Source organism: Paenibacillus sp. HW567, assembly GCF_000374185.1.
Classification (GTDB): Bacteria; Bacillota; Bacilli; order Paenibacillales; family Paenibacillaceae; genus Paenibacillus_AQ.
Genome location: NZ_KB910518.1, coordinates 1,747,343 through 1,767,949, shown reverse-complemented (window position 1 = coordinate 1,767,949; position 20,607 = coordinate 1,747,343). Strand labels below are relative to the sequence as shown.

General features: G+C 53.3%; 21 protein-coding genes and 1 pseudogene. 1 reads left to right on the top strand and 21 read right to left on the bottom strand.

Annotation, left to right across the window (positions count from 1 at the left end; translation table 11 throughout):
• Positions 1-236: 236 nt before the first annotated feature.
• From dinG to B212_RS0107830, 13 genes are all read right to left on the bottom strand, one after another.
• Positions 237-3,098 carry an ATP-dependent DNA helicase DinG gene (gene dinG, locus B212_RS0107890; RefSeq protein ID WP_019910023.1) on the bottom strand — a complete coding sequence of 954 codons (2,862 nt, stop codon included), beginning with the start codon at positions 3,096-3,098 and terminating at the stop codon, positions 237-239.
• Positions 3,099-3,213: 115 nt separating this feature from the next.
• Positions 3,214-3,852 (bottom strand): hypothetical protein, encoded by a 639-nt coding sequence (locus B212_RS0107885; RefSeq protein WP_019910022.1) that lies wholly within the window; start codon positions 3,850-3,852, stop codon positions 3,214-3,216.
• Positions 3,853-3,959: 107 nt separating this feature from the next.
• Positions 3,960-4,343: an aspartate 1-decarboxylase gene (gene panD, locus B212_RS0107880; protein ID WP_019910020.1), complete on the bottom strand. Its 384-nt coding sequence runs from the start codon at positions 4,341-4,343 to the stop codon at positions 3,960-3,962.
• Positions 4,336-5,226, bottom strand: coding sequence for a pantoate--beta-alanine ligase (gene panC / locus B212_RS0107875; RefSeq protein ID WP_019910018.1), 891 nt, complete (start codon positions 5,224-5,226; stop codon positions 4,336-4,338). Before panC ends, panD begins: the two co-directional genes overlap by 8 nt.
• A 1-nt stretch (position 5,227) precedes the next feature.
• Positions 5,228-6,094 carry a 3-methyl-2-oxobutanoate hydroxymethyltransferase gene (gene panB / locus B212_RS0107870; RefSeq protein WP_019910017.1) on the bottom strand — a complete coding sequence of 289 codons (867 nt, stop codon included), beginning with the start codon at positions 6,092-6,094 and terminating at the stop codon, positions 5,228-5,230.
• Positions 6,095-6,902: 808 nt separating this feature from the next.
• Positions 6,903-7,703 carry a biotin--[acetyl-CoA-carboxylase] ligase gene (locus tag B212_RS31020; RefSeq protein WP_019910016.1) on the bottom strand — a complete coding sequence of 267 codons (801 nt, stop codon included), beginning with the start codon at positions 7,701-7,703 and terminating at the stop codon, positions 6,903-6,905.
• A complete protein-coding gene (locus tag B212_RS0107860) occupies positions 7,690-9,108 on the bottom strand; it encodes a CCA tRNA nucleotidyltransferase (RefSeq protein ID WP_019910015.1) in 1,419 nt (472 codons plus the stop codon). The genes B212_RS31020 and B212_RS0107860 overlap by 14 nt, the downstream gene beginning before the upstream one ends.
• A 14-nt stretch (positions 9,109-9,122) precedes the next feature.
• Positions 9,123-10,280 carry an N-acetyl-alpha-D-glucosaminyl L-malate synthase BshA gene (bshA, locus tag B212_RS0107855; RefSeq protein ID WP_019910014.1) on the bottom strand — a complete coding sequence of 386 codons (1,158 nt, stop codon included), beginning with the start codon at positions 10,278-10,280 and terminating at the stop codon, positions 9,123-9,125.
• Between the two features lie 67 nt (positions 10,281-10,347).
• Positions 10,348-11,049, bottom strand: coding sequence for a bacillithiol biosynthesis deacetylase BshB1 (gene bshB1 / locus B212_RS0107850; protein ID WP_019910013.1), 702 nt, complete (start codon positions 11,047-11,049; stop codon positions 10,348-10,350).
• Complete coding sequence (gene mgsA, locus B212_RS0107845) at positions 11,046-11,468, bottom strand: methylglyoxal synthase (RefSeq protein WP_019910012.1); 423 nt, start codon at positions 11,466-11,468, stop codon at positions 11,046-11,048. Before mgsA ends, bshB1 begins: the two co-directional genes overlap by 4 nt.
• A gap of 17 nt (positions 11,469-11,485) precedes the next feature.
• On the bottom strand, positions 11,486-12,289 hold the full coding sequence (dapB, locus tag B212_RS0107840) for a 4-hydroxy-tetrahydrodipicolinate reductase (protein WP_019910011.1): 804 nt from the start codon (positions 12,287-12,289) through the stop codon (positions 11,486-11,488).
• Between the two features lie 32 nt (positions 12,290-12,321).
• The gene (locus B212_RS0107835; RefSeq protein ID WP_019910009.1) at positions 12,322-12,843 is read right to left on the bottom strand and encodes a tetratricopeptide repeat protein; all 522 of its coding nucleotides are present in this window, start codon (positions 12,841-12,843) and stop codon (positions 12,322-12,324) included.
• A gap of 59 nt (positions 12,844-12,902) precedes the next feature.
• A complete protein-coding gene (locus B212_RS0107830) occupies positions 12,903-13,232 on the bottom strand; it encodes a nucleotide pyrophosphohydrolase (protein ID WP_019910008.1) in 330 nt (109 codons plus the stop codon).
• A gap of 157 nt (positions 13,233-13,389) precedes the next feature.
• Here B212_RS0107830 and B212_RS0107825 point away from each other — a divergent pair, with 157 nt between their 5' ends.
• A complete protein-coding gene (locus tag B212_RS0107825) occupies positions 13,390-14,262 on the top strand; it encodes a YitT family protein (RefSeq protein ID WP_019910006.1) in 873 nt (290 codons plus the stop codon).
• A gap of 167 nt (positions 14,263-14,429) precedes the next feature.
• On the opposite strand, the gene B212_RS31015 is transcribed toward B212_RS0107825, so the two are convergent.
• From B212_RS31015 to B212_RS0107790, 8 genes and pseudogenes are all read right to left on the bottom strand, one after another.
• Positions 14,430-15,329, bottom strand: a complete 900-nt coding sequence (locus B212_RS31015) for a sporulation protein YpjB (protein WP_019910005.1) — start codon at positions 15,327-15,329, stop codon at positions 14,430-14,432.
• Between the two features lie 56 nt (positions 15,330-15,385).
• Positions 15,386-16,021, bottom strand: a complete 636-nt coding sequence (locus B212_RS0107815; RefSeq protein WP_019910004.1) for a DUF1405 domain-containing protein — start codon at positions 16,019-16,021, stop codon at positions 15,386-15,388.
• A gap of 491 nt (positions 16,022-16,512) precedes the next feature.
• A complete protein-coding gene (locus B212_RS31010; RefSeq protein ID WP_019910003.1) occupies positions 16,513-16,887 on the bottom strand; it encodes a c-type cytochrome in 375 nt (124 codons plus the stop codon).
• Between the two features lie 419 nt (positions 16,888-17,306).
• A complete protein-coding gene (locus B212_RS0107805) occupies positions 17,307-18,182 on the bottom strand; it encodes a CPBP family intramembrane glutamic endopeptidase (protein ID WP_019910002.1) in 876 nt (291 codons plus the stop codon).
• 197 nt (positions 18,183-18,379) lie between these two features.
• Positions 18,380-18,559: an IDEAL domain-containing protein gene (locus tag B212_RS0107800; protein WP_019910001.1), complete on the bottom strand. Its 180-nt coding sequence runs from the start codon at positions 18,557-18,559 to the stop codon at positions 18,380-18,382.
• 18 nt (positions 18,560-18,577) lie between these two features.
• A pseudogene (locus B212_RS35270) lies at positions 18,578-18,807 on the bottom strand (gamma carbonic anhydrase family protein); the annotation flags it as partial.
• Positions 18,804-19,889: a hypothetical protein gene (locus tag B212_RS0107795; protein WP_019910000.1), complete on the bottom strand. Its 1,086-nt coding sequence runs from the start codon at positions 19,887-19,889 to the stop codon at positions 18,804-18,806. The pseudogene B212_RS35270 and the gene B212_RS0107795, both read right to left, overlap by 4 nt.
• A 91-nt stretch (positions 19,890-19,980) precedes the next feature.
• Positions 19,981-20,568: a histidine phosphatase family protein gene (locus tag B212_RS0107790; protein ID WP_019909999.1), complete on the bottom strand. Its 588-nt coding sequence runs from the start codon at positions 20,566-20,568 to the stop codon at positions 19,981-19,983.
• Between the last annotated feature and the right edge of the window lie 39 nt (positions 20,569-20,607).

The following is a 20,607-nucleotide window of genomic DNA, read 5'->3' as shown; positions in this document are numbered from 1 at the left end:
GATTACACTTCGTACAAAACTCACTTCGTAAGCATCCGCTTAAGTTTTGTTAGCAATTAACTTCCTGATTACACTTCGTACAAAACTCACTTCGCAAGCATTCGCATAAGTATTTGTTAGCGCTTCGTAAGTATAGGACCGTCCTTTAGCCTCCCATACTGGGCAGGCTGCTAAAGGACGGAATTAACAAGCAAATCCGAATATGATGACAAAAACAATAGCAGGATCAAGAACCTTCAAGAAACGCCGCCGTCCTCAAGCCATTCGGCAATCCGCGGGACCATCTGGTCAGTCAGCATATGCTCCATCTTGGGTCCGGGCAGCGAATACAGGAAGTACTTTCCATAATAAGATTCAATAACTCTGGTATCATATACGATTACGATGCCGCGGTCATGCGCAGTGCGCACCAGCCGTCCAAAGCCCTGTTTGAACCGGATCACCGCCTGAGGGACAGACAGCTTCATAAAAGGATTCTTCTTCTGCGCTTGCAGCAGTTCCGCCTTGGCTTCCGCAAGCGGATGGTTTGGCGGTTGGAAGGGCAATCTGACGATAGCCAGACAGGTCAGCGCCTCGCCCGGAATATCCACGCCTTCCCAAAAGCTGCTCGTCCCCAGCAGCACAGAAGCGGCGCTGTCCTGAAAACGCCGGATCAGCTTGCTTCGGCTGCCGCCCTCTACACCCTGCCCCAGTACACTGATATCCTCTGAGGCGAGCGCCTCCTTCAGCGGGTCATACACCTGGCGCAGCATTTTGTAGGAGGTGAACAGCACCAGCATACGGCCCCGGGTAGCTACCGCAGCCTCGGCCAGCGAATGCACCAGCTTGTCGACAAAACGGGCATCGCCCACACTGCCCTTGACACTCGGAAAATCGCGCGGGATGACCAGCAGCGCCTGCTCCCGATACTTGAACGGCGAGGGAAGCAGGGCAGTCATCAGACGCCCTTCCGCAGCAGATTCGCCAAGTCCAAGATTATCAATCATGAACTGGAAGGATTTATCTACAGAGAGAGTGGCGGAGGTCAGCACAATGCTTTTCTTTTTATCGAAAAACAGCTCCTTGAGCTGGGCGCTGACATCCACCGGAACGGCATAAAGCTGCAGAGATTTACCACGGTAATTGCTGCTGCCCTCCATCCAGTAGACGTTATTCTCGTCATTCAAATTCATAAAGAACCGGACCTGCTCACGAATAGAAGCCAAGTCCTTGAACAATCCGCCGATATCGGTTACCAGACTGTCCGAAGTGGACTGGCTCTCCGTCTCACGCATCTCGCTGAGCATTTTGTCGCCTTTACGGATAATTTCGCTGAGACTGAGATTGAAGGTGTTCTCAATCTGGGCCAATTCCTCCCACGCCTCCGGTTTGCTGCCCGGCAGAAGACGTGTAACGAGTTGTCCCGCTTCGCCCGCTGCGGCATCGCTGCGCTCCGGCAGGAGGCCAAACAGCTTATCGCTGAGCATGTCCCAGGATTCCTTCACTGTAAGCAGATCAGGATAGATCCGATCAATCACACTGCTCCATTCGGAAGCCTGCTCGCTGCCTGACGACTGCAGCATTTGCCGCAGCACCGGGAGCTGGCCGCTCTTGCTGTCCTTATACAGACGCGTGAGCGTATGGGCAACAGTGAAATATTTCATTTGCATCCCCAAGTGCTTGCCGGCAATATCCTCCAGATGATGGGCTTCATCAATGACGAGATGCTCATAGGCTGGAAGCAGTTGATGGCCGGCCTTGACGTCCGCGAACAGCTTCGAGTGATTGGTTACAACGACATCGGCAATGCCGGCTTCATGCTTGGCCCTGTGATAATAGCATTTGCGGAACCACGGGCAGCTACGCCCGAGACATGAATCCGTGTCACTCGCCACCGTCTCCCAGAAATCGCCATTGCGGCCGTTCAGATTCAGCTCCTCATCGTCGCCCGACTCCGTTTGAGTCAGCCATACGATCATTTGGGCCGCCGTCAGCACTTCCTCCCGGGCGCTTGTGAAATCCTTTTTATTAATTTTATGTTCAAACTTGCGCAGACACAAATAGTGCCCTCTGCCCTTGAAGATCGCCGCCTTAAACGGGAACGGCACGACACTCGTCAAAAGAGGGATGTCGCGCTCACGCAGCTGGTCTTGAAGGTTGATGGTATGCGTGCTGACCATTACCTTTTGGTCTGTGCGCACACTGTGATAAATGGCCGGGAGCAGATAGCCGAGCGATTTGCCGGTGCCGGTTCCCGCCTCAATCAGCAGATGCTTGTCCCCCTCAAGCGCCGCCATGACTTCACCAATCATAATATCCTGGGCTTCACGGCTTTCGTATTGGGGCAAGGTATCCTTGAGCCTCTTGGTCACCTCTTCCATATATTCCTTAAAGGTAATATTCTGCAGCGGATTGCCAGTTCCTGCCTCTCGGGGAGGCGCCAGCTCGGTCCAGTCCCCCACCGCCAGCGCAAGCTGACGATACAGGGTAAGGTCGCCTTCCGGCTGGAAGGTCTCCATTTCCCGCTCCCGCTGCAGCCCGTCAAAAAACCAGGCCAAATCACTGTCCTCATCCGCGAACAGCTCATTCAGGCGCTGAATGGTCAAGAGAGGCAGGCTGTACAGCTCCTCCAGACATCTGAGCAGCACCAGCGCGGTAGCCAGCGCATCACTGTCCGCCTGGTGCGGACGCTCATGGGTAAGCCCGAAGTGGGCGCTGACCGCCCCAAGCTGATATGTGGTCAAGGATGGAAAACAAATTTTGAGAAAATCAATGGTATCCAAAATCCGGCCCTGAAACGGCAAATACCCGCACCGGTCCAGCGCACTCTGCAGAAAGTGAAAGTCAAATGCGACATTGTGACCTACCAGCACGACATCGTCGAGCAGCGGCACAAGCTCCATCATCATCTCGTCCAGCTCCGGCGCATCCTGCACATCGCTGTCCGTTATCCCGGTCAGGCCTGTAATAAAAGGAGGTATCGGCGCTCCTGGCTTGACATAGGAACCATAAACCCTGGAGATAGACCGGTCTTCTTCTATAATGGCAAGGCCAACCTGGATGATCTCACCCACGGATTGGGTTCCTGTAGTTTCAAAATCAAGCACGGCAAATTTCATTATAAGTTCAATTCCCTTTCACTTGAGACTCCTTATCAGCATAACAGAAGTTACGAAAAAAGGCGATGTACCCCCTAGCCAAGCAGGATGCACCGCTTCATATGGATGACTATGATTATAAAAGCGAAACCAGCTCATTTCCAAATTCAAGCTTCCCTCCCCGCCTGCGGCAAACCTCCAAATTGACGTTTGGCTCACGGAGCATGGGGTCATGATGCAAGGAAAGGACAAACAGCTCCTGAGCTTCATTGAAGCGCTCCTGAGAGGCCCTGATGCAGCCCATCGCGTTGTAGACCATTGCCTTCAGCTTTCGCTCACGGATCAAGGCCAGCATGTGGTCCAGATGACCCCAGGCAGCATCATAGCTGCCCTCCTGCAAATACGCCATCGCCAAATACAAACGCGCCGCCAGACTGTCCGGATACCGTGCAATGACCTCCTTAAATTGGTCAATGCATTTGCGGTACATCAGCAGCTTGTAGTACCCCTGTCCGCGGACAAAGGAGTCCATCGCCAGCTCGGGTGCTTCCGCTTGCGGCTCCTCCACCGGAGGAGCTGAGAAATCCGCACTTTCACGAAACTCGCTCAGCTTCTCGGCAAAGGCCAGCCACTCATCCATCACTTCATCGGATAGTCTGTGCAGCATGTTGTATTTGCATAAAAGATCATTTCTGCGGTCACCCTCCGCAGCAGGGAAGTCTTCGGCGATTTCCTGAAGCATCTTGTTCATCTCAGCAAATAAATGTTGAAACACGGAGCATCCCACCCTTACTGAAAATGAAATCAGCTTAAGCTTGCCTGCCTTCATTTTTCGCAAGAGGGGGCTGCTTCATCCCTGCCATTGATTGCATGGCTGAGCTGTCAGGCGATTGTGGCATGAACCTCATGATCCGCCAGCTTGACCGGCTTATTGTCCCCATCCACGAAAACTACCGTCGGCTTATGGGCTGCCAGCTCCTCGGAAGACAGCATGGCATAGGAGATGATGATCACGGTGTCACCGGGCTGCACAAGACGTGCAGCAGCGCCATTCAGACAGATCACGCCGCTGCCGCGCGGACCGGGAATCACGTAGGTTTCCAGCCGGGACCCGTTGTTGTTGTCAACAATCTGCACCTTTTCATTTTCCAGCAAATCGGCGGCTTCCATCAGATCCTCGTCGATTGTAATGCTGCCCACGTAATTCAGGTTGGCTTCGGTGACAGTGGCACGGTGGATTTTGGATTTCATCATATGTCTAAACAAGGGCGTGAACCTCCTTGGGTGTAAATACATTATTATCAATCAGGCGGGTTCTGCCGAATTTCACGGCAAGCGCCATGATGATCTCTCCCTCAGCATTGCTGATCAGTGATCCGCCTTCCAGAGCTTCAAGGCCCGGAAAGGTTAAAATTTCTACATAGTCGATAACCGCAAGCGGCGAAGTCGAAATAACCGAAGCCAGCAGTTGCCGCGCTTCATCTGCGGTTGTGACCTTGCCTGCCTCTATTGCCTGCCGCGTCTCGCGGAGCGAACGGGACAGCACAAGTGCCTGGGTGCGTTCCTCGCCGCTCAAATAGACATTCCGGGAGCTGAGCGCAAGCCCATCCCCTTCCCGGACGATCGGACAGGCGACGATTTCCACATTCATACTGAGATCAGATACCATCCGGCGCAGCACCGCTACCTGTTGAGCATCCTTGAGTCCAAAAAAGGCATAATCCGGCTGAACCAGATGGAACAGCTTGCTAACGACTGTAGTCACACCGTCAAAATGTCCCGGGCGTGATGCCCCGCACAACTGGGTGGTAAGCGCGCCTACCGATACTTTGGTGAGAACGGGCTGCGGATACATCTCTTCCACACTAGGAATAAACACGATGTCGGCCCCTTCACGCTCGGCCAGCTCCAAATCACGTCGTTCATCGCGCGGATAGGAGGCGAAATCCTCGTTAGGTCCGAATTGCAGCGGATTGACAAAAATGCTCATCACTACAGTGCTGCTCATTTCACCCGCCCGGCGGATCAGGCTGGCATGGCCTTCATGCAGATAACCCATCGTCGGCACAAATCCGATTGGAGTATGTCCTCCCATACGCATATATTCCAGCGCTTCGCGCAATTCCTTAGTGGTTCTGACTACTCTCATTTTATTTCGCTCCTTTTCCGGCAGCGCCGTATAAAGATTCCAGCACATGTTCTTCAGCGTTAAAAACATGGCTCTCCGCCGGGAATGAGCGGTCCTTCACTTCCCGGACATAGCTGCTGATCCCCTCACGGATTAGGCTGCCCACATCTGCGTAGGTTTTGACAAAACGTTTCTCTCTGTAGGGCGAAGCATAGCGCAGAAGATCATGGAAGACCAGCACCTGTCCATCGCAATACCGGCCTGCGCCAATCCCGACGGTCGGAATGCTGACAGCCTTGGAAATTGCCTCTGCCACCTCTTCGGTAACCAGCTCCAGCACAATCCCGAACGCTCCGGCCGCTTCAAGCGCCTTGGCTTCGTCCATCAGCCGCTGTGCATCCTTGGCATCCTTGCCCTGAATACGGTAGCCGCCGATCATATTAACCGACTGCGGGGTAAGGCCGATATGGCCCAGCACAGGCACGCCGGCTGCAACAACGGCTGCTACCGCGGCACAAATTTCCTGACCGCCCTCCATTTTGACGGCATGGGCCTGTCCTTCCTGCATCAGTCTGCGCACGCCGCGCAAGGTCTCGTCAATACTGCCGTGGTAGGTCATAAAAGGCATATCCGCCACGATAAAAGTGTTCTGCGCCCCGCGCTTCACTGAACGGGTGTGGTAAACCATGTCCTCTATCGTCACAGGCAAAGTAGTATCATATCCAAGCACTACATTTCCAAGTGAGTCACCAACCAGAATGATGTCAATGCCCGCCTCCTCAGCCAGCAGAGCCGAAGGATAATCATAAGCGGTCAGCATGCTCAGCGGCACACCGTCATTCTTCATTTTTTTCATTTTTACAATGTTCAGCGCATTCTTGTCAGCCATTTGCTCCCATTCCCCTTTTCGCGATTAATATGCGCGTAAACGCGCAACAAAAAAACCTTTTAGCATGGTCCGCTAAAAAGGTCCGATGGGCAAAAAAGAGTCACTCGCGATCGTCCCTTCTGTCTCGGTCCTTACGGCTCAGAGCAGAATCCAACGTAACCGTGAAATACAGTTATGAAGGTAATTCCAAAAATTAAAACGGTGTATTCATGAGTACAGTTCGACCAAGCGATACCGCCTCTGCCCCTAGTATACCAAAATTCTCAAGCAATTACACTAAAAAAAGTTGACAAGGCATGGAACCTTGTCAACTCATAGGCGTTCAACGCCCAAGAAGGACCAATTGAACTTCGACAAAATGAAGTGTGGAGTAATTGCGCACGAAGTGTGGAGAAATTCCGCACTAATAGAGCGTCAGATTAAAAAAGGTGGAATATGGGCGTGGGAAGCCCGAAGGACGGAAGGCGTGGAGCGATCCTCCTTCAGGTGTCCCCATTCCCAAACGGGGTTCGTTCTTAAATTGGCGTTTGGCTGGGGCGTTACGGACTGAGGTGCGCTTAATTCGGTTGAGAGTCACGGCTTGGGTAAGTTACGGACACCACAGGCCTTATAATCGAATGTTTCGCTCCTGAACGTTCCTTTGAGAGACCATAAGCGCGCTGCGGTCCGTTAAGCCGCAAAAAGTAGCGTTTTCTTGAGAATAACGGCCCTCGGGTCCGCAAGGAGCCGAACTTGGCTGCTGCGGTTTCTCTTCACCAACCCCTGAGGGGATGACCGCATCCACAGATTTAGCTCTGATGATGCTGGACTAAATCATTTCAATTTCACCTGACAGCACGCTGGTGATGTTTCCTGCACCGTCCTCAAGCAGCAGCCCGCCCTTGTCATCCATGCCCACCGCCTTGGCCTCGAAGCGCCCCTGGGGGGTGTTGTAGCTGACCTGGCGGCCAAGCGTGACCGACATCGACTCCCATAGCTTCCGGATGGGCTTGAACCCTTGCTCTACGTATAGATTGTACAAAAATTCAAGCTCGGTGAGCACCGCAGCCGTAAGCTCTGAACGGTCAACAGGAATTCCGCCGCCTTCGATCAACAGCGAAGTGCCAACTCCCTGCAGAGCTTCGGGGTAATCCTCCTGCGTTAAGTTAACCGCAATTCCGATTCCGGCAATACAGTAATGAAGCTGGCCTTCCCGAAGGGAGGATTCCAGCAGGATTCCGCAGATTTTTCGCCCGCCGGCCAGCAGATCATTGGGCCATTTGATCCCTGCCTGCACACCTGTTACTTCGCGGATGGCCGTGCAGACGGCAACTCCGGCCAGCAGTGTAAGCTGCGGAGTCAGGGACAGCGGAAGCTTGGGACGCAGCACTACGCTCATCCAGATGCCCTTACCGCGCGGCGAATGCCATTTCCGGCCCATCCGGCCCCGGCCGCCCGTTTGTTCTTCCGCCAGAATAGCGGTGCCTTCAGGCTCGCCGTTTTCGGCGAGCTTCTTGGCCTCCTCCTGCGTGGACACTACCGTCTCCAGATGATGTACGCTTTCCAACCAGCCGGAAGTAAAGGCATCCCGGTTCAGCACGCCCTGCGGCCGAGTGTCATCGCTCTTCATGTAGAATCATCCTTTTTGCTTCCGAAAGCAATAATTGATTGTCGTTAGGGATATCACCCACGGCTGCGGCATGCAGCAGCCGCTGCAGCAGCTCGCCGAGCCAAGGCCCGGGGCGTTGCCCCAGGGTCCCGGCCAGCTCGCCGCCCGTCACCGCCAGCTCCGCCAGGCTGTGGAGCGGCATCCCTGCGGTCCAGGACCGCAGGAGAGCGATTGGCGGCGCGGCAGCATAGGCCGCCGCGTGTGGCCGCTGCGCGGCAGGTGCGCCGCGCTCCGGCGCAAGCTCCGCAGGCGGCTCCGCCACGCCTGCACCAGAGGACGCGGCTCCCCTCGCCGCGTGTGGCCGCTGCGCGGCAAAGGCGGCGGCCTGCGGCAGCGCCGCAAGCACCGTCAGCCACCCTTCGGCGGCTGACGTGCCGCAGGCGAGCACGGCGGCGATCCAGCGCCGCCTGAGCGCCTCAGTGCCGCCTTCCCCCGGCGGCACCTCCACAAGCGCCGCGTCCCACGCTTCGCGGACGCGCAGCACCCCGGCGACGGCGCTGCGCGTCGCCCCGGGGAACGTCCATGCCCGCAGCAGCTCGTCGGCCTCCGAGGCCGACCGCTTCAGGGCATGGAGCAGGAGCGCCCACCGCAGGTGGGCGTCCTGCAGGTCCCCGATCCTGGCCGTCAGGGCGGCGGCTGCCGCCATGTCGCTGCCGGTCCAGGGGAACGGCGCTTTGCCGCGAGGCAGCAGCCCGCTGCGCGCAAGCAGACCGAGGCCGCGCAGCGGGTGCGGGCCGAGGACGATGCGTTCAAGCTCCGCGCGAACGCGTTCTACAGCAATATGCGCCAGCTTGTCCCGCTGGCGCAGCAGTCCCCGCCAAGTATTCTTGGCGATGGCGAAGTCCAGTACAGAAGCGAAGCGGACGCAGCGCAGCATCCGCAGCGCATCCTCATCGAAGCGCTCCTCCGCAGCGCCAACACAGCGGATCAGCTTCCGGCTTAGATCTTGCTCCCCGCCGAACGGATCAACCAGAATTCCATCCAGCGCAGAGCACATTGCATTGATCGTGAAATCGCGGCGGCGCAAATCCTCTCTTACATCCTTTACAAAATCAACATGCTCCGGACGGCGGTGGTCGGCATAGCCGCTCTCCGTCCGGTACGTCGTCACTTCAAAGCTCCAGCTATCCTGCAGCACTGTAATTGTGCCATGCGCAAGACCCGTCGGTACACAACGCGGGAAGATGGACAATACCTCTTCAGGAAGCGCAGAGGTCGTCAGATCCATATCATGCACCGGCCGGTCCAGCAGCTCATCCCGGATGCAGCCGCCGACAAAGAAGGCTTCATGTCCGTGTTGAATTAGGGCTGCCAGCACTTTGCCTGCCGCTTCAGCCATCCCGGCAGGCGCCATTGTCCAATCCATCAAGCGAGCACTCCTTACTTCTGGATCATATCCAGTCCGCGCACCTTGCGCCCAAGCACACGGTAATATATATCCTCATATTGATTCGTAATCATATCCCTGCTGAAATCATTGCACGACCGCTCCAGACACGCTGCTCTGAACTGCTCCGCCATGTGATCATCGGACAGCAGCTTAACGGCGTACTTCGCCATTGCAGCCGTATCGCCTATCGGAGCCAGAAACCCGGTCTTGCCGTGCTGAACCAGCTCCGGAATACCTCCGGCCTGCGAGCCGATTGTCGGCACACCGCATGCCATCGCTTCCAGTGCCACGAGGCCGAAGCTCTCCTTCTCCGAAGGAAGCAGCAGCAGATCCGCCAGAGAGATGACCTGCGCGATTTCATCCTGCTTACCGAGAAAACGGACCTTATCCTCCAGGCCCATCTCACAGATCTTGGCCTGAATCTTCGGCAGATCCGGCCCTTCACCGACGAGCAGCAGCCTTGACGGCAGCTCCTGGTTCACCTGGGCAAAAGTATCCACCACATCCGCTACCCGTTTGACCGGCCGGAAGTTGCTGATATGCATCAGAATTTTCTCATCCGGGGAAGCAAAATCCCCCCGCAGCTCCGCGACATCACGCGGATAGTACACACGCTTGTCGACAAAATTATAAGTCAGGTCGATGTCACGGGTAATATCGAGCACTTGCCGTGTCTCCTTGATGAGATCGCGCGAGACCGCCGTAACCGCATCGCTCTCATTAATGCCAAGCCGGATCAGATCCTTAAGCGATTCATCCTGGCCCAGCACCGTAATATCGGTTCCATGCAGCGTCGTTACCACCTTCATATCATTTCCAAGCATCTGCTTGGCGAGAAAGGCGCAGACTGCATGCGGTACCGCATAATGGACGTGAAGCAGGTCGAGCCCTTCCATTTTAGCAACTTGAGCCATCTTGGTGGCCAGCGCCAGATCATAAGGAGGGTAGCGGAAGACATAATAATCGTTAACCTCAACCTCATGATAAAATATATTTTTTTGAAACGTTCCGAGCCGGAACGGGATACTGTGCGTAATAAAATGGACCTCATGACCCTTTTCAGCCAGAAGCTTGCCCAGTTCAGTCGCCACTACGCCCGATCCGCCAAGAGACGGATAACAGGTGATGCCAATTTTTAACCGGTCCATCGTTCCGTCCCCTTCGTATAACATATGATTATTACTTCATGTAATAATATGAATTTATTATAGCCGTTCATTCCGGTTTTACAAACAAATCCACCGGATACGGAACCTTGCTGGCGAACCCCTCAGCGTAAGGAATGAGTCTCCGTTGTCCCAGCAGCATATCCCTTGAGCGGACGCGTTCAATGTAGCCTTCATTTAGCGGAGTGGACACTACATCCTCCCCCGGAGCCTTCTCAAATTGGGAACGGTAACAGGACAACGCCCGCTCCTTGAGGCCGTATTGTTCGGTTACATCGACAATGAGATCGGTACGCCCCAGATCATTAATGAAATAGAAGTACAACTGCGGCGCAGGCACAGCAGGCTTGTCCGGCATATATTTGCGCAGCTTGGCATTAAAAACTGCCTCCTCTACAAGCTTGCTGCAGGCGATATGATCCGGGTGCCGGTCTTCCCAATAAGGCGCAAAAACAACATCCGGAGCAAACCGGCGGATTTCCAAAGTCACCGCGGCCAAATGCTCCTCCGTCATATACAGGCCACGGTCGGGAAGCCCCAGGTTGGTGCGTACGGACGCACCCAGCAGTTCAGCCGCCTGCTGCGCTTCGATTTTGCGGCGTTCTACCGTTCCGTTCGATGACATCTCCGCGGCGGTCAAATCACATAAGCCTACCTTCAGCCCTGCGGCGGTATGCTTGGCGATGGTTCCAGCCATACCGATTTCGGCATCGTCCGCATGTGCTCCGAATACCAGGATGTCCAGCTTCATTCATCCACACCCGGCTTGTACTTATGTACCAGCTCACGCCAGGCGAAATCCCCCCGGTCAATCGCCTTGACCAGAATTTCCGCAGTGGCGATATTCGTCGCTACGGGAATGCCGTATACATCGCAAAGGCGAAGGAGTGCTGTAATATCCGGCTCATGCGGCTGTGCCATCAGCGGATCACGCAGGAAAATAATTAAATCCAGTTCATCTGTCGCCACCAAAGAGCCGATCTGTTGGTCCCCGCCCAGCGGACCCGACATATAGCGGTGGATGGAGAGCTTGGTTGCTTCCATAATACGCTGACCGGTGGTTCCGGTAGAATATAATTCATGCCCGATAAATACATGCTCATATGCTGTTACGAAATTAACCATTTCATCTTTTTTTCGGTCATGTGCGATAAATGCGATCTTTAACATGGTGTACTCTCTCCCGTCTATTCTATAAAATGCTCGAAGCCATAGATCAAGCCGGTGTAGCCCATTACCTTCTGGACACCGATTTTGACCCCAGGCATGTAACCTGCCCGTTCATATGAATCATGGCGAATTTTGAGCGATTGCCCATAGCCGCCGAAAACCACTTCCTCCTGCGCAAAAACTCCGGGAAGACGGACGCTGTGAATTCGGAACCCGTTATAGTAGGCTCCACGCGCACCTTCAATCACCTCTTCTTCCTTAGGATTGCCCTGACGCAGCTCCTGCCGTGCTTCAGAAATCATCTCTGCTGTTTTGATCGCAGTCCCCGACGGGGCATCCAGCTTCTGGTCTCCATGATACTCTATAATTTCCAGATGAGGGAAGTACTTTGCCGCCTGCGCTGCGAATTTCATCATCAGAATAGCACCGACGGAGAAGTTAGGGGCAATCAGGCCGCCAATTTCCTTTTCCTGGCATTGCTTGTCCAGCTCGGCGATCTGCTCAGGAGTGAATCCAGTAGTACCGATAACCGGACGCACCCCATATTTTATCGCTAATTGCGTATTGGTATAGGCCGACTGCGGAGTTGTAAAATCAACGAGCACATCTCCACCGCTTTCTGCCAGGGCAGCTTCCAAATCTGCGGTAACTTCGACTCCGCTCTCTTCAAGCCCAACCAAACGGCCGGCATCACTGCCGCTACTCGAACGGTCAATCGCTGCCGCCAGCTCCAGCGCATCGTCCTGCAGCACCAGCTTAACAACCTCTTTGCCCATCCTGCCACCTGCACCGGACACAATAACTCTGATCTTGTCGCTCACCCTTATTCCTCCTCGCTTTCACTGGTTCAAAATTATTGTATATATTTTTGCAACGATTTCTGAAGATCCTTCATGAGCTGCTGCAGTCCGGAATCATCCGGGTGCAGAGCTATAACTTCTTTTAATGCTGCAATCGCCTGCACATGTTCATTCATTCTGCTGTGGGCAATTGCCAGCCATACATAAGCGTCCCCATACAAAGGATCGAGTGCTATCGCTTGTTTAAGCAGCGTAATTGGATGATAAGGGTTGCTTGCTCCCGTAATTTCATCCTCCAGATGACGTTTGGCCTCGCGCACAAGCTGCAGCGCTTGCAAGTGATGAAGATGCAGCCGGTACTCCGGCCTTCCTCCATCGAGCTTCAGCGCAGCCTCCGCATGCTCCAGGGCACTCTCCAGCATGCCGCTGCGGGCATACGTTATGGAACAGCGGTATCTCACCTCAGCATCGTCCGGCTTGGCTGCAATCGCAGCTTCGAACAATGTGATCGCCTCCGCAAAATGACTTTGCAAAATAGAGCGGTATGCCGCTTTGACGTAATCGTTATGATTCATATACTCACCATCCTCACGGCTAAATCCCGGTCGTTTGGTACAGCATATGTTGTAGAAGCCTATTCGGTGTTTTTCAGTGTCCAGCGCCCGGCATCACGCGTGTTGAACTTATGCATCACCTTATTGTGCGCTTCCGTCAGATCAATTCCGAGCGAGTTAGCGAAGCAAATTGTGATGAACAGGATGTCTCCCAGCTCCAGCTCAATGGAGTTATCCGCTTCATCAGCTTTTTTCGGTTTCTCGCCAAATTGATGGTTGACCTCCCGGGCAAGCTCGCCTACCTCCTCAGACATCCGGGCCAGCATGGACATCGGGCTGAAGTAGCCTTCCTTGAACTGTGAGATATAGGCATCGACCTCACGCTGCAAATCAGCAAGACTTTTATCCATAAATTTGTATCTTCGCCCCCTGTATGTTCTTGCCTTCTGTTTGCCCCTATGTTATCGTAAAGACGTTTTGAAGACAAATCTTTTTTAAATAAACCTAACAAAGTTAATCACGATTTATTACATTCTGCCCCATTTCCGGGGTTATGCGAGGGATTACATGAATTCATCATCCAAAATTGTCTCTATCAGTAAAACGGTAGCGCCCATCCTGCTGGGAGCTGCGGTGTATGCTTTCGGGCTGCTGTACTTTATTGTACCGAACCAGCTCATGGAGGGCGGCGTAACCGGGATTACGATCCTGCTTAACTATGCCTTTGGCATCCCCATCTTCTTAACCACACTGCTGCTCAACCTGCCGCTGTTCCTGCTGGGCTGGAAGGTGCTGGGTGCGCGGCAAATCGCGTACACCGGTGTAGGAATCGGCGCGTTGTCCTTTTTCCTCTGGCTGTTCGAAAGAATGATCAACGCCGGGTGGATCGTGACGTTCGGCACAGAACGCGACTTTATCCTTGCTTCATTATATGCAGGAGTAACGCTGGGGCTGGGACTCGGTATTGTCTTCCGCTTCGGAGGCACCACAGGCGGCGTAGATATCGTAGCAAGAATACTCAGCCGCAAATTCGGGTGGAGCATGGGACAGATTATACTCGCGGTCGACGTTATTATTATCGGCGCTTCCCTGCTGTATATTCCCCGTGAAAAAATACTGTATACCCTCGTTGCCGTCTTTATCTCGTCACGGGTCATTGATTTCATTCAGGAAGGCGCGTATGCTGCCAAAGCCTTCACGATCATCAGTGATCATGCCCCCAAAATCGCGGATCTCATCACAGCAGAGATGGACCGGGGGGTAACCCTCATCCCTGCCATCGGCGCGTATTCCAAACAGGCGAAGCATATGGTATATTGCGTGGTTTCCAGACAGGAGATCCGCCGGCTCAGCCAGCTTGTCAAATCGGTCGATCCCACGGCGTTTGTCATCATCAACGATGTTCACGATGTGCATGGCGAAGGATTCCGGGAGACCTGATCAGCACTGACCACCTAAATGCACGACTTAAAAAGGCTGTCTCACTTGCAGTTCATCTCTGCAGTGAGGCAGCCTTTATTATTGCAAAGCCAATTTTACAGCATTTTTGCCGTTATTCGCACACGGCGGCAAATTGCCTTCGAACCCCATGCTTACTTTACCACTCTCTAAAACGGCTTCCATTCCTCATGCTCCCCCCGGTATTTACGGTAGGCAACATAGGCTAGCGTGGCTATGATGAACCCTCCAGCCAGCAGGCCCCAGGCACCATATCCCTTGGGAGCGAGAGGCAGTGTCAGTGCCGGTTCATTCCGCTCTTTGCCGAACAGCACCCGGGCCGCATCCTGGCCGTAGGAGACAATCTCCAGCAGTCTGGCACGCTGTACGGGCTGAGATGAGGAAGGAATCCCCGCTGCATAGGACACCCAGGAATCAAAGGCGTTCACACTCTCCGGCGTGCGGGAAATGATCACAGCGGGCCGGAGAGTGTCATATCTGCCCTGCAGCCGTTCAAGGGCTGTCTGCCAGCCCTTGAGGTCGTTCGCCGCAGCGCTTTGCTCCATATCGTTCAGATCCTCCCGGATCAGCTTGTAATATTGCAGCCACATCGGCTGGCGCGGATGGTTCAAGCTGTTGACGGCAAGCCGGAGTCTTGCGGCAGCAGCTTCCCATTTTTGCGGGGAGATTTGCACTGCCGCCAGCGTCCCTTTCAAGTCAATGATGACCGATGACAACGCGTTCACCCCTTCTACAGAGGTCAGCCCCTCGAAGGACGAGGAGATAAAAATCTGTGAAATCTTCCCGCTCTCCCCCCTAGCCTTGACTACATCGCCTTCCTGCACATATCCATATAAGGCTTCAGCCGACTCTTCCAGCTTCTGCGCAGCGTTCTTGGCGGTAAGCGGCGGCGCAACACTGCCCGCAGTACTTCCTGCATGCAGAGACACCCCATTGCCGGTAACCTGTGAGGCTGCCTCAGCCTCCGCATAAACACTGCCTGCACTCATGGCGGCCAGCAGCCAGATCAGCACCCAACCTGTCAGTACAACATACCTTCTGCGTGGCATGAGACATCCCTCCTACCGTAAATGTATGGCAGAAGGACAAGAGTTAGAACAGCCTGTCAGTACCGGCTCCGGGACTTGTCCAGGGAAGCCCTTCCTCCAAACAGCCAGGCTGCGGCGGCGCTGAAGAAGGAAAGCCCGATTGTGGCATATTGCACACTTGTCACATCATCCTCCAGAACGGAGGGAAGCCAAGGATAGACTCCTTCAGAATAATCCACCATATCATTGGCTAAGGTCCAGAGCAGCGCCAGGGGCAGCATTCTGCGGAAGGAGAAGAAGCGGGCGTAGATCAGCGCCTCAACCGCCATTCCGGTATGCGAAACCACCAGCATCCAGTCCTTCCAATCCAGTGAATTGCCCTGATAACCTCCGGCAAAAATAATGCCAACCGCCCAAATCCCATATTTCACTGACGTAACAACCGCCAGCGCTTCAATCAGCTCACGGATGAGCGTTCCTTTTAACCCTTTCGGCGGATAGAGCAGCAGCAGCAGAGCAAGCGTAAAAAACAAGCTTGCCGTCGGGCTGTCCGGAACAAAGGGGAGCAGCCAGGCAGGATAATTTTTTGCCGTAAATTCCAATTGATTGGCATACCATATGTACCCGTAAATCGTGCCGAGAAAATTCACAATAAAGAGCAGCCACATAACTCCCCTGTGCTTGAACAGCTTATCGAACCATTGAAACGGCATATACAATCCTTACCTCCCGAATGTGGCAGCTTAATATGAATGTACACAAAAAACCGACCGCAAATACGATCAGGTTAGTACAGCAGCAGAGCTAAATCTGTGGTGAGGTCATCCCCTCAGGGGTCAGTGAAGAGAAGCCACAGCAACTGAGTCAGTTCCTTACGGACCCGGGAGCCGTTATGTTCAAGAAAACGCCACTTGTTGCGGCTTAACGGACCGCAGCGCGCTTATGGTCTCTCCAAGGAACGTTTAGGAGCGAACTATTCGATCATAAGGCCCATGGCGTCCGTAACTAACCAAGATCGTGACTCTCATTCGAAATACGCGCACCACAGTCGTAACGCCGAGCCAAACGCCCGATTTAAGAACGAAATCCGTCTGGGACGGGGTACACCTGAGGGAGGATCGCTCCACGTCTTCAGTCCTTCGGGCATCGCAGGCCCCTGCTCCACCCTTCAAATCTGATGCTGTACTAATGCGTCACCATTATTTTACTGTTCGCTTTTTTGTTTGGCAAGCCAGCCCGCCAGGCTCTCGATATCCTGCCCGCTCAGACCCGCGGACGTCGCTGTCTTCGCCATCGGCGGCATCTGGCCCCGGCCGTTTTTGACGATCGTGAGAATCGCTTCCTTATCCAGCCTGTCTCCCACTCCCCGCGGCGATGGCCCTCCGGCACCTTTGAGATCCACCGCATGACAGGTCACACAGGTGGTCTGCTTGAACAGCGCCATTGCGGGATTATCCTTGTCCACGATGGCAACCTTTTTGACCTTCACCGCACTTGCGGCTCGCAAGCCCTTGACTTTGTTCTCGGCCGCCTTCTCCTCACGCTGCACATCTTCAGGGATCTGTCCCGTTTCAGCCATCGAATCGGCTCATGCTCTTATTATGGCTGCTCATATGGTGTGTAATCCCCGCCCACGCCCCATCCCCCGTCAAGAATATTGTCTAAATTGTGACAAGTGCATCTTTGTCTTTTTTAATAAATTGTTGATTTTCTGTCACATTTAATCCATCTTTTCTGCTGTCGCATTACTAGTATTTTCTCCCTTACATAGCTGCTTACTGAAGGAGCCTGAAAGGCCTGAATATCAGCCTGAGAAAGGAATAAATCGCTTTCATGATTCCGTTTCCAATAGGGAAGCATTCGCTGTCAGCCCAACTACCGACCTCGTATACACGGTTACAAATGACAGCAGGAGGTCTGCGCCAAATCTCACTCAGCGTGTCTTTTAACCTCGATGCCTTCCTGACCAACCGCTTCCCAGTCAATAATGAAGCTGGGTTAAGACTTCACACTCAACGTTTTCCCCCGAACGGGTACAAATATTATCAATCCGAATGCCAGCCCAAGCACAAGCGTGGTAATGACGCTCCCCTCCGGACCAAAGCCGCCCCCACTTAACCACTCAGCACCATGCAACTGAACGGCATAAATACCTTCTGCTGCATATCCGCTTACGGGGGTGCTGAATACATAACCCTGGAACAAATTCCAGGCGATGTGGAACGTGATGGCGAAATAAAGATTCCCCGTCCGAATCGTCATAACGGAGAAAATCAGCGCCACAAGTCCAATGTTAAGCCCACTGATCCAAGTGAAGTCACCATTGGCCATATGCAGCAACGAGAACAAGGCTGATGTGATCAGAGTTCCCCAGAACAATGACAGACGGCTGGAGAGCAGATGCTGAATGTACCCCCTGAACAGGACTTCTTCACAAATCCCAGCCACGAATGCCGTGATGAACATGCCGGTAATATCTATCCGGTTCCAGTGCGGGTTTGACCACTCCCCTTGTAATTCTGCAAGATCAACGCCCAGCATAATGACAATGACAGCAGTCAGTAAAAACGCCCCGCTTATCGAACCTGTGCATAACCTTTTAACGTCCGGACGTGTAAGACCAATAGACGCGAGAGAGTGTTTGTGCACAACCTTGACGGCAAACCACACGGCAACCAGTATATAAGGGCCAAACCCGTAGAACAACCTCGTCCATCCTTGCTGGTCAAATAAATACCCGGAATCCGTATGCAGCGCCACAATTCGCGACCCGCACAGCGTCAAGGCCAAGCTAGCCCCTATCACCAGCAGAATATCCCATCCTGCCCGTAATTGATTTAAATCATTTTTAAAAATACTCCGAATATACCGCATAAACAAGCAACCTTCCTTCATTAAATCAGCATCGCTTGTTAGACGAAGTAAATCGAATGCCCACTGCAAACAATTTGCCGGCAGAACGGCAAGAGTCGAAATTCGGCCCCCTGTCTGCAAATGCTATCTGTTAGCGTGAAACATAAAAAAACTTAAAAAAAAAAAGAAATGCGCCGGGCGCATTTCCCTTATTTTTCTTATGCCAGACTTTTCAGTTCTTCAGTCAAATTGCGGAACGCCGCCTTATCACCGGCAGCCAGCGCCGTGTCAATCTCCCGGTACAAGATGTCGGTACGGCGCTTTCGAAGCGCTTCATCCCACACCATTTCTGCCATAAGTCCTAGCATCACTTCATAGGTAGCCTTCATTTTGTCCATTCGATACACCTCCGCTGTCTAAATAATTCCATATTCCTGTGTTTTTCTCACATAACTCGCGTTTGTACGTAACATCCTCAGCAGTTCATTCACGGACCACCTTAGCCGGTGAAGCAAGGGAGTGGGTATAGGGCGGTATGATTTTGATTTCGGTTACAATTGTTCCGGCTCCTACTAAAGCATATTCACCAATCTCTGGTCCGTTCAATACAATCGCACCCATTCCGAATTAATGTGCCTTTGCCTAGCTAAGCTGCTTCGGATGAGCTGCCTCCGCTCCCCAAGGAGTGATCATGACTGCTGGACCCTCAGAGGTCTCGCCTAACCGCAGCATCCCAAGATGCAGCATCATCCGCAGTATGCGCTGTTCCAGAATCGAAGCGGCATCATCGTAATAAAACGGCTTAATCAGCCAGCCGATTCCCGCAAGCAATGAGGTAACAGTGACCCATTTCCCCGCGCTTACACTAATCCAGTATACGAGGGATGAGAGATTGGGAACAGCGCCTTTATACAGTTTTAACCAAAAGGAATATAACTGCATCAGCTTTTCCGCATTCCCCTCAGACACCTGCTTCTCTCCTGCCACGGTAAGCTTTAAGCGAAAGCCCTCTTCCGAGGTCCAGCGGCGGTGACGGGCATAATCAACCATAAGGGCCAGCCTGGGCGGATAATGCTCACCCGCTCTGCCATAGCCGAATTTCCAGCCGCCTTTACCCAGCAGAGGTTCAGGAATCTGGATGGCGTTCATTACCCCCTGCTGATATCTTTTGTACAACGCGCCTTCCTGGTTCAGCTCCGGCTCATTTTCCTTGACATAGCGCAGAAACAGCAGCAGATCACCGGCCAGCATCTCCCCCTCGGCCCGGTATATTGCAGGCTCGGCGCTGAAGGGAATACGTTCTTTAAGATATTCGCCCATTTCTTCACGAAAGCGCTTCTTCAAATCCTGAGGCACTTGGAACAAATACCTGTTCTGCTGGGAAGCGCCGCTGAAGAGCCAACCGCCATTTTTGAACCGGCTGATCATTTCGCGGTAGCCCTCATGTTTGCCGGGAACGGCATCGAACGAGGCAAGCCTCGCAGCAGCCAGCAAATCTTCAAGACTGTAATGGCTGCGCTCATCGAACAGCAATGTGTTCAGAAACCGCAGCTCCTCGGGGGCGCATTCACGGATATGGGATTCCATGAAATTCCGGCTTCCCAGTGTGATCAATATACTTTGAATCAAATCATGTTTAGAATTTCGTTTGCAATCACACCGGTAGTGTCCCGCTATGGCGGTAAGCTGACCAATGTCCGCGTAAGTGAGCATATCCGCCAGATTCATCTTTTATCGCCTCACCGTTTTACTACCATTATGGGAAATACAGCCCTTTTTATTCCTTATTTCTCAAAAAAAAATAACCCGAAGGGTCGGGTTAATGCTGATTTTGCAGGATATGCCGTGTACAATTGTACAGCAGCGGGTTCCACTCCTGATCATTTTTCTCCAAAATGGTAAGTGAAAGGTTGCCCAAACGTTCTGAAAATTTATCCTTATACAATGCAATGTATAGCTGTGCCAAAAAACCGCCATGGGAGATAACGAGAATATTCTTCTCCGGGTGACGCGCCGCAATCTCTTCCATAAAGTCCAAGGCACGCGCCTGCAATTGCTCATCCATTTCTTGTCCGAGCGACAATTGATTCCAATCCTTGCCCCATTTCTCTTCGCGCTGCGCTGCCGTCATTCCCTCAACCTGGCCGTAGGCACGCTCACGGATGCGATCGTCCGGTTCAAGTAATGGAATACCGAGCTTACCGGCAATAATCCGGCCTGTCTCTGCTGCGCGGGAAAGACTGCTGGTAATGCAATAGTCCCAGCGGTAAGGCTCCTGCAGAAGCCGTTCCGCCAGCATGTCAGCCTGCCTGCGGCCTTCGTCATTTAGCGGAATGTCGCTTTGCCCCTGTATTCTTCCCTCCACATTCCAATCCGTCAGCCCATGGCGTATTAAGCCGATCAGCATCGCCTATCACCCAGCCCTTTCTTTTATGTTTGCTTACTA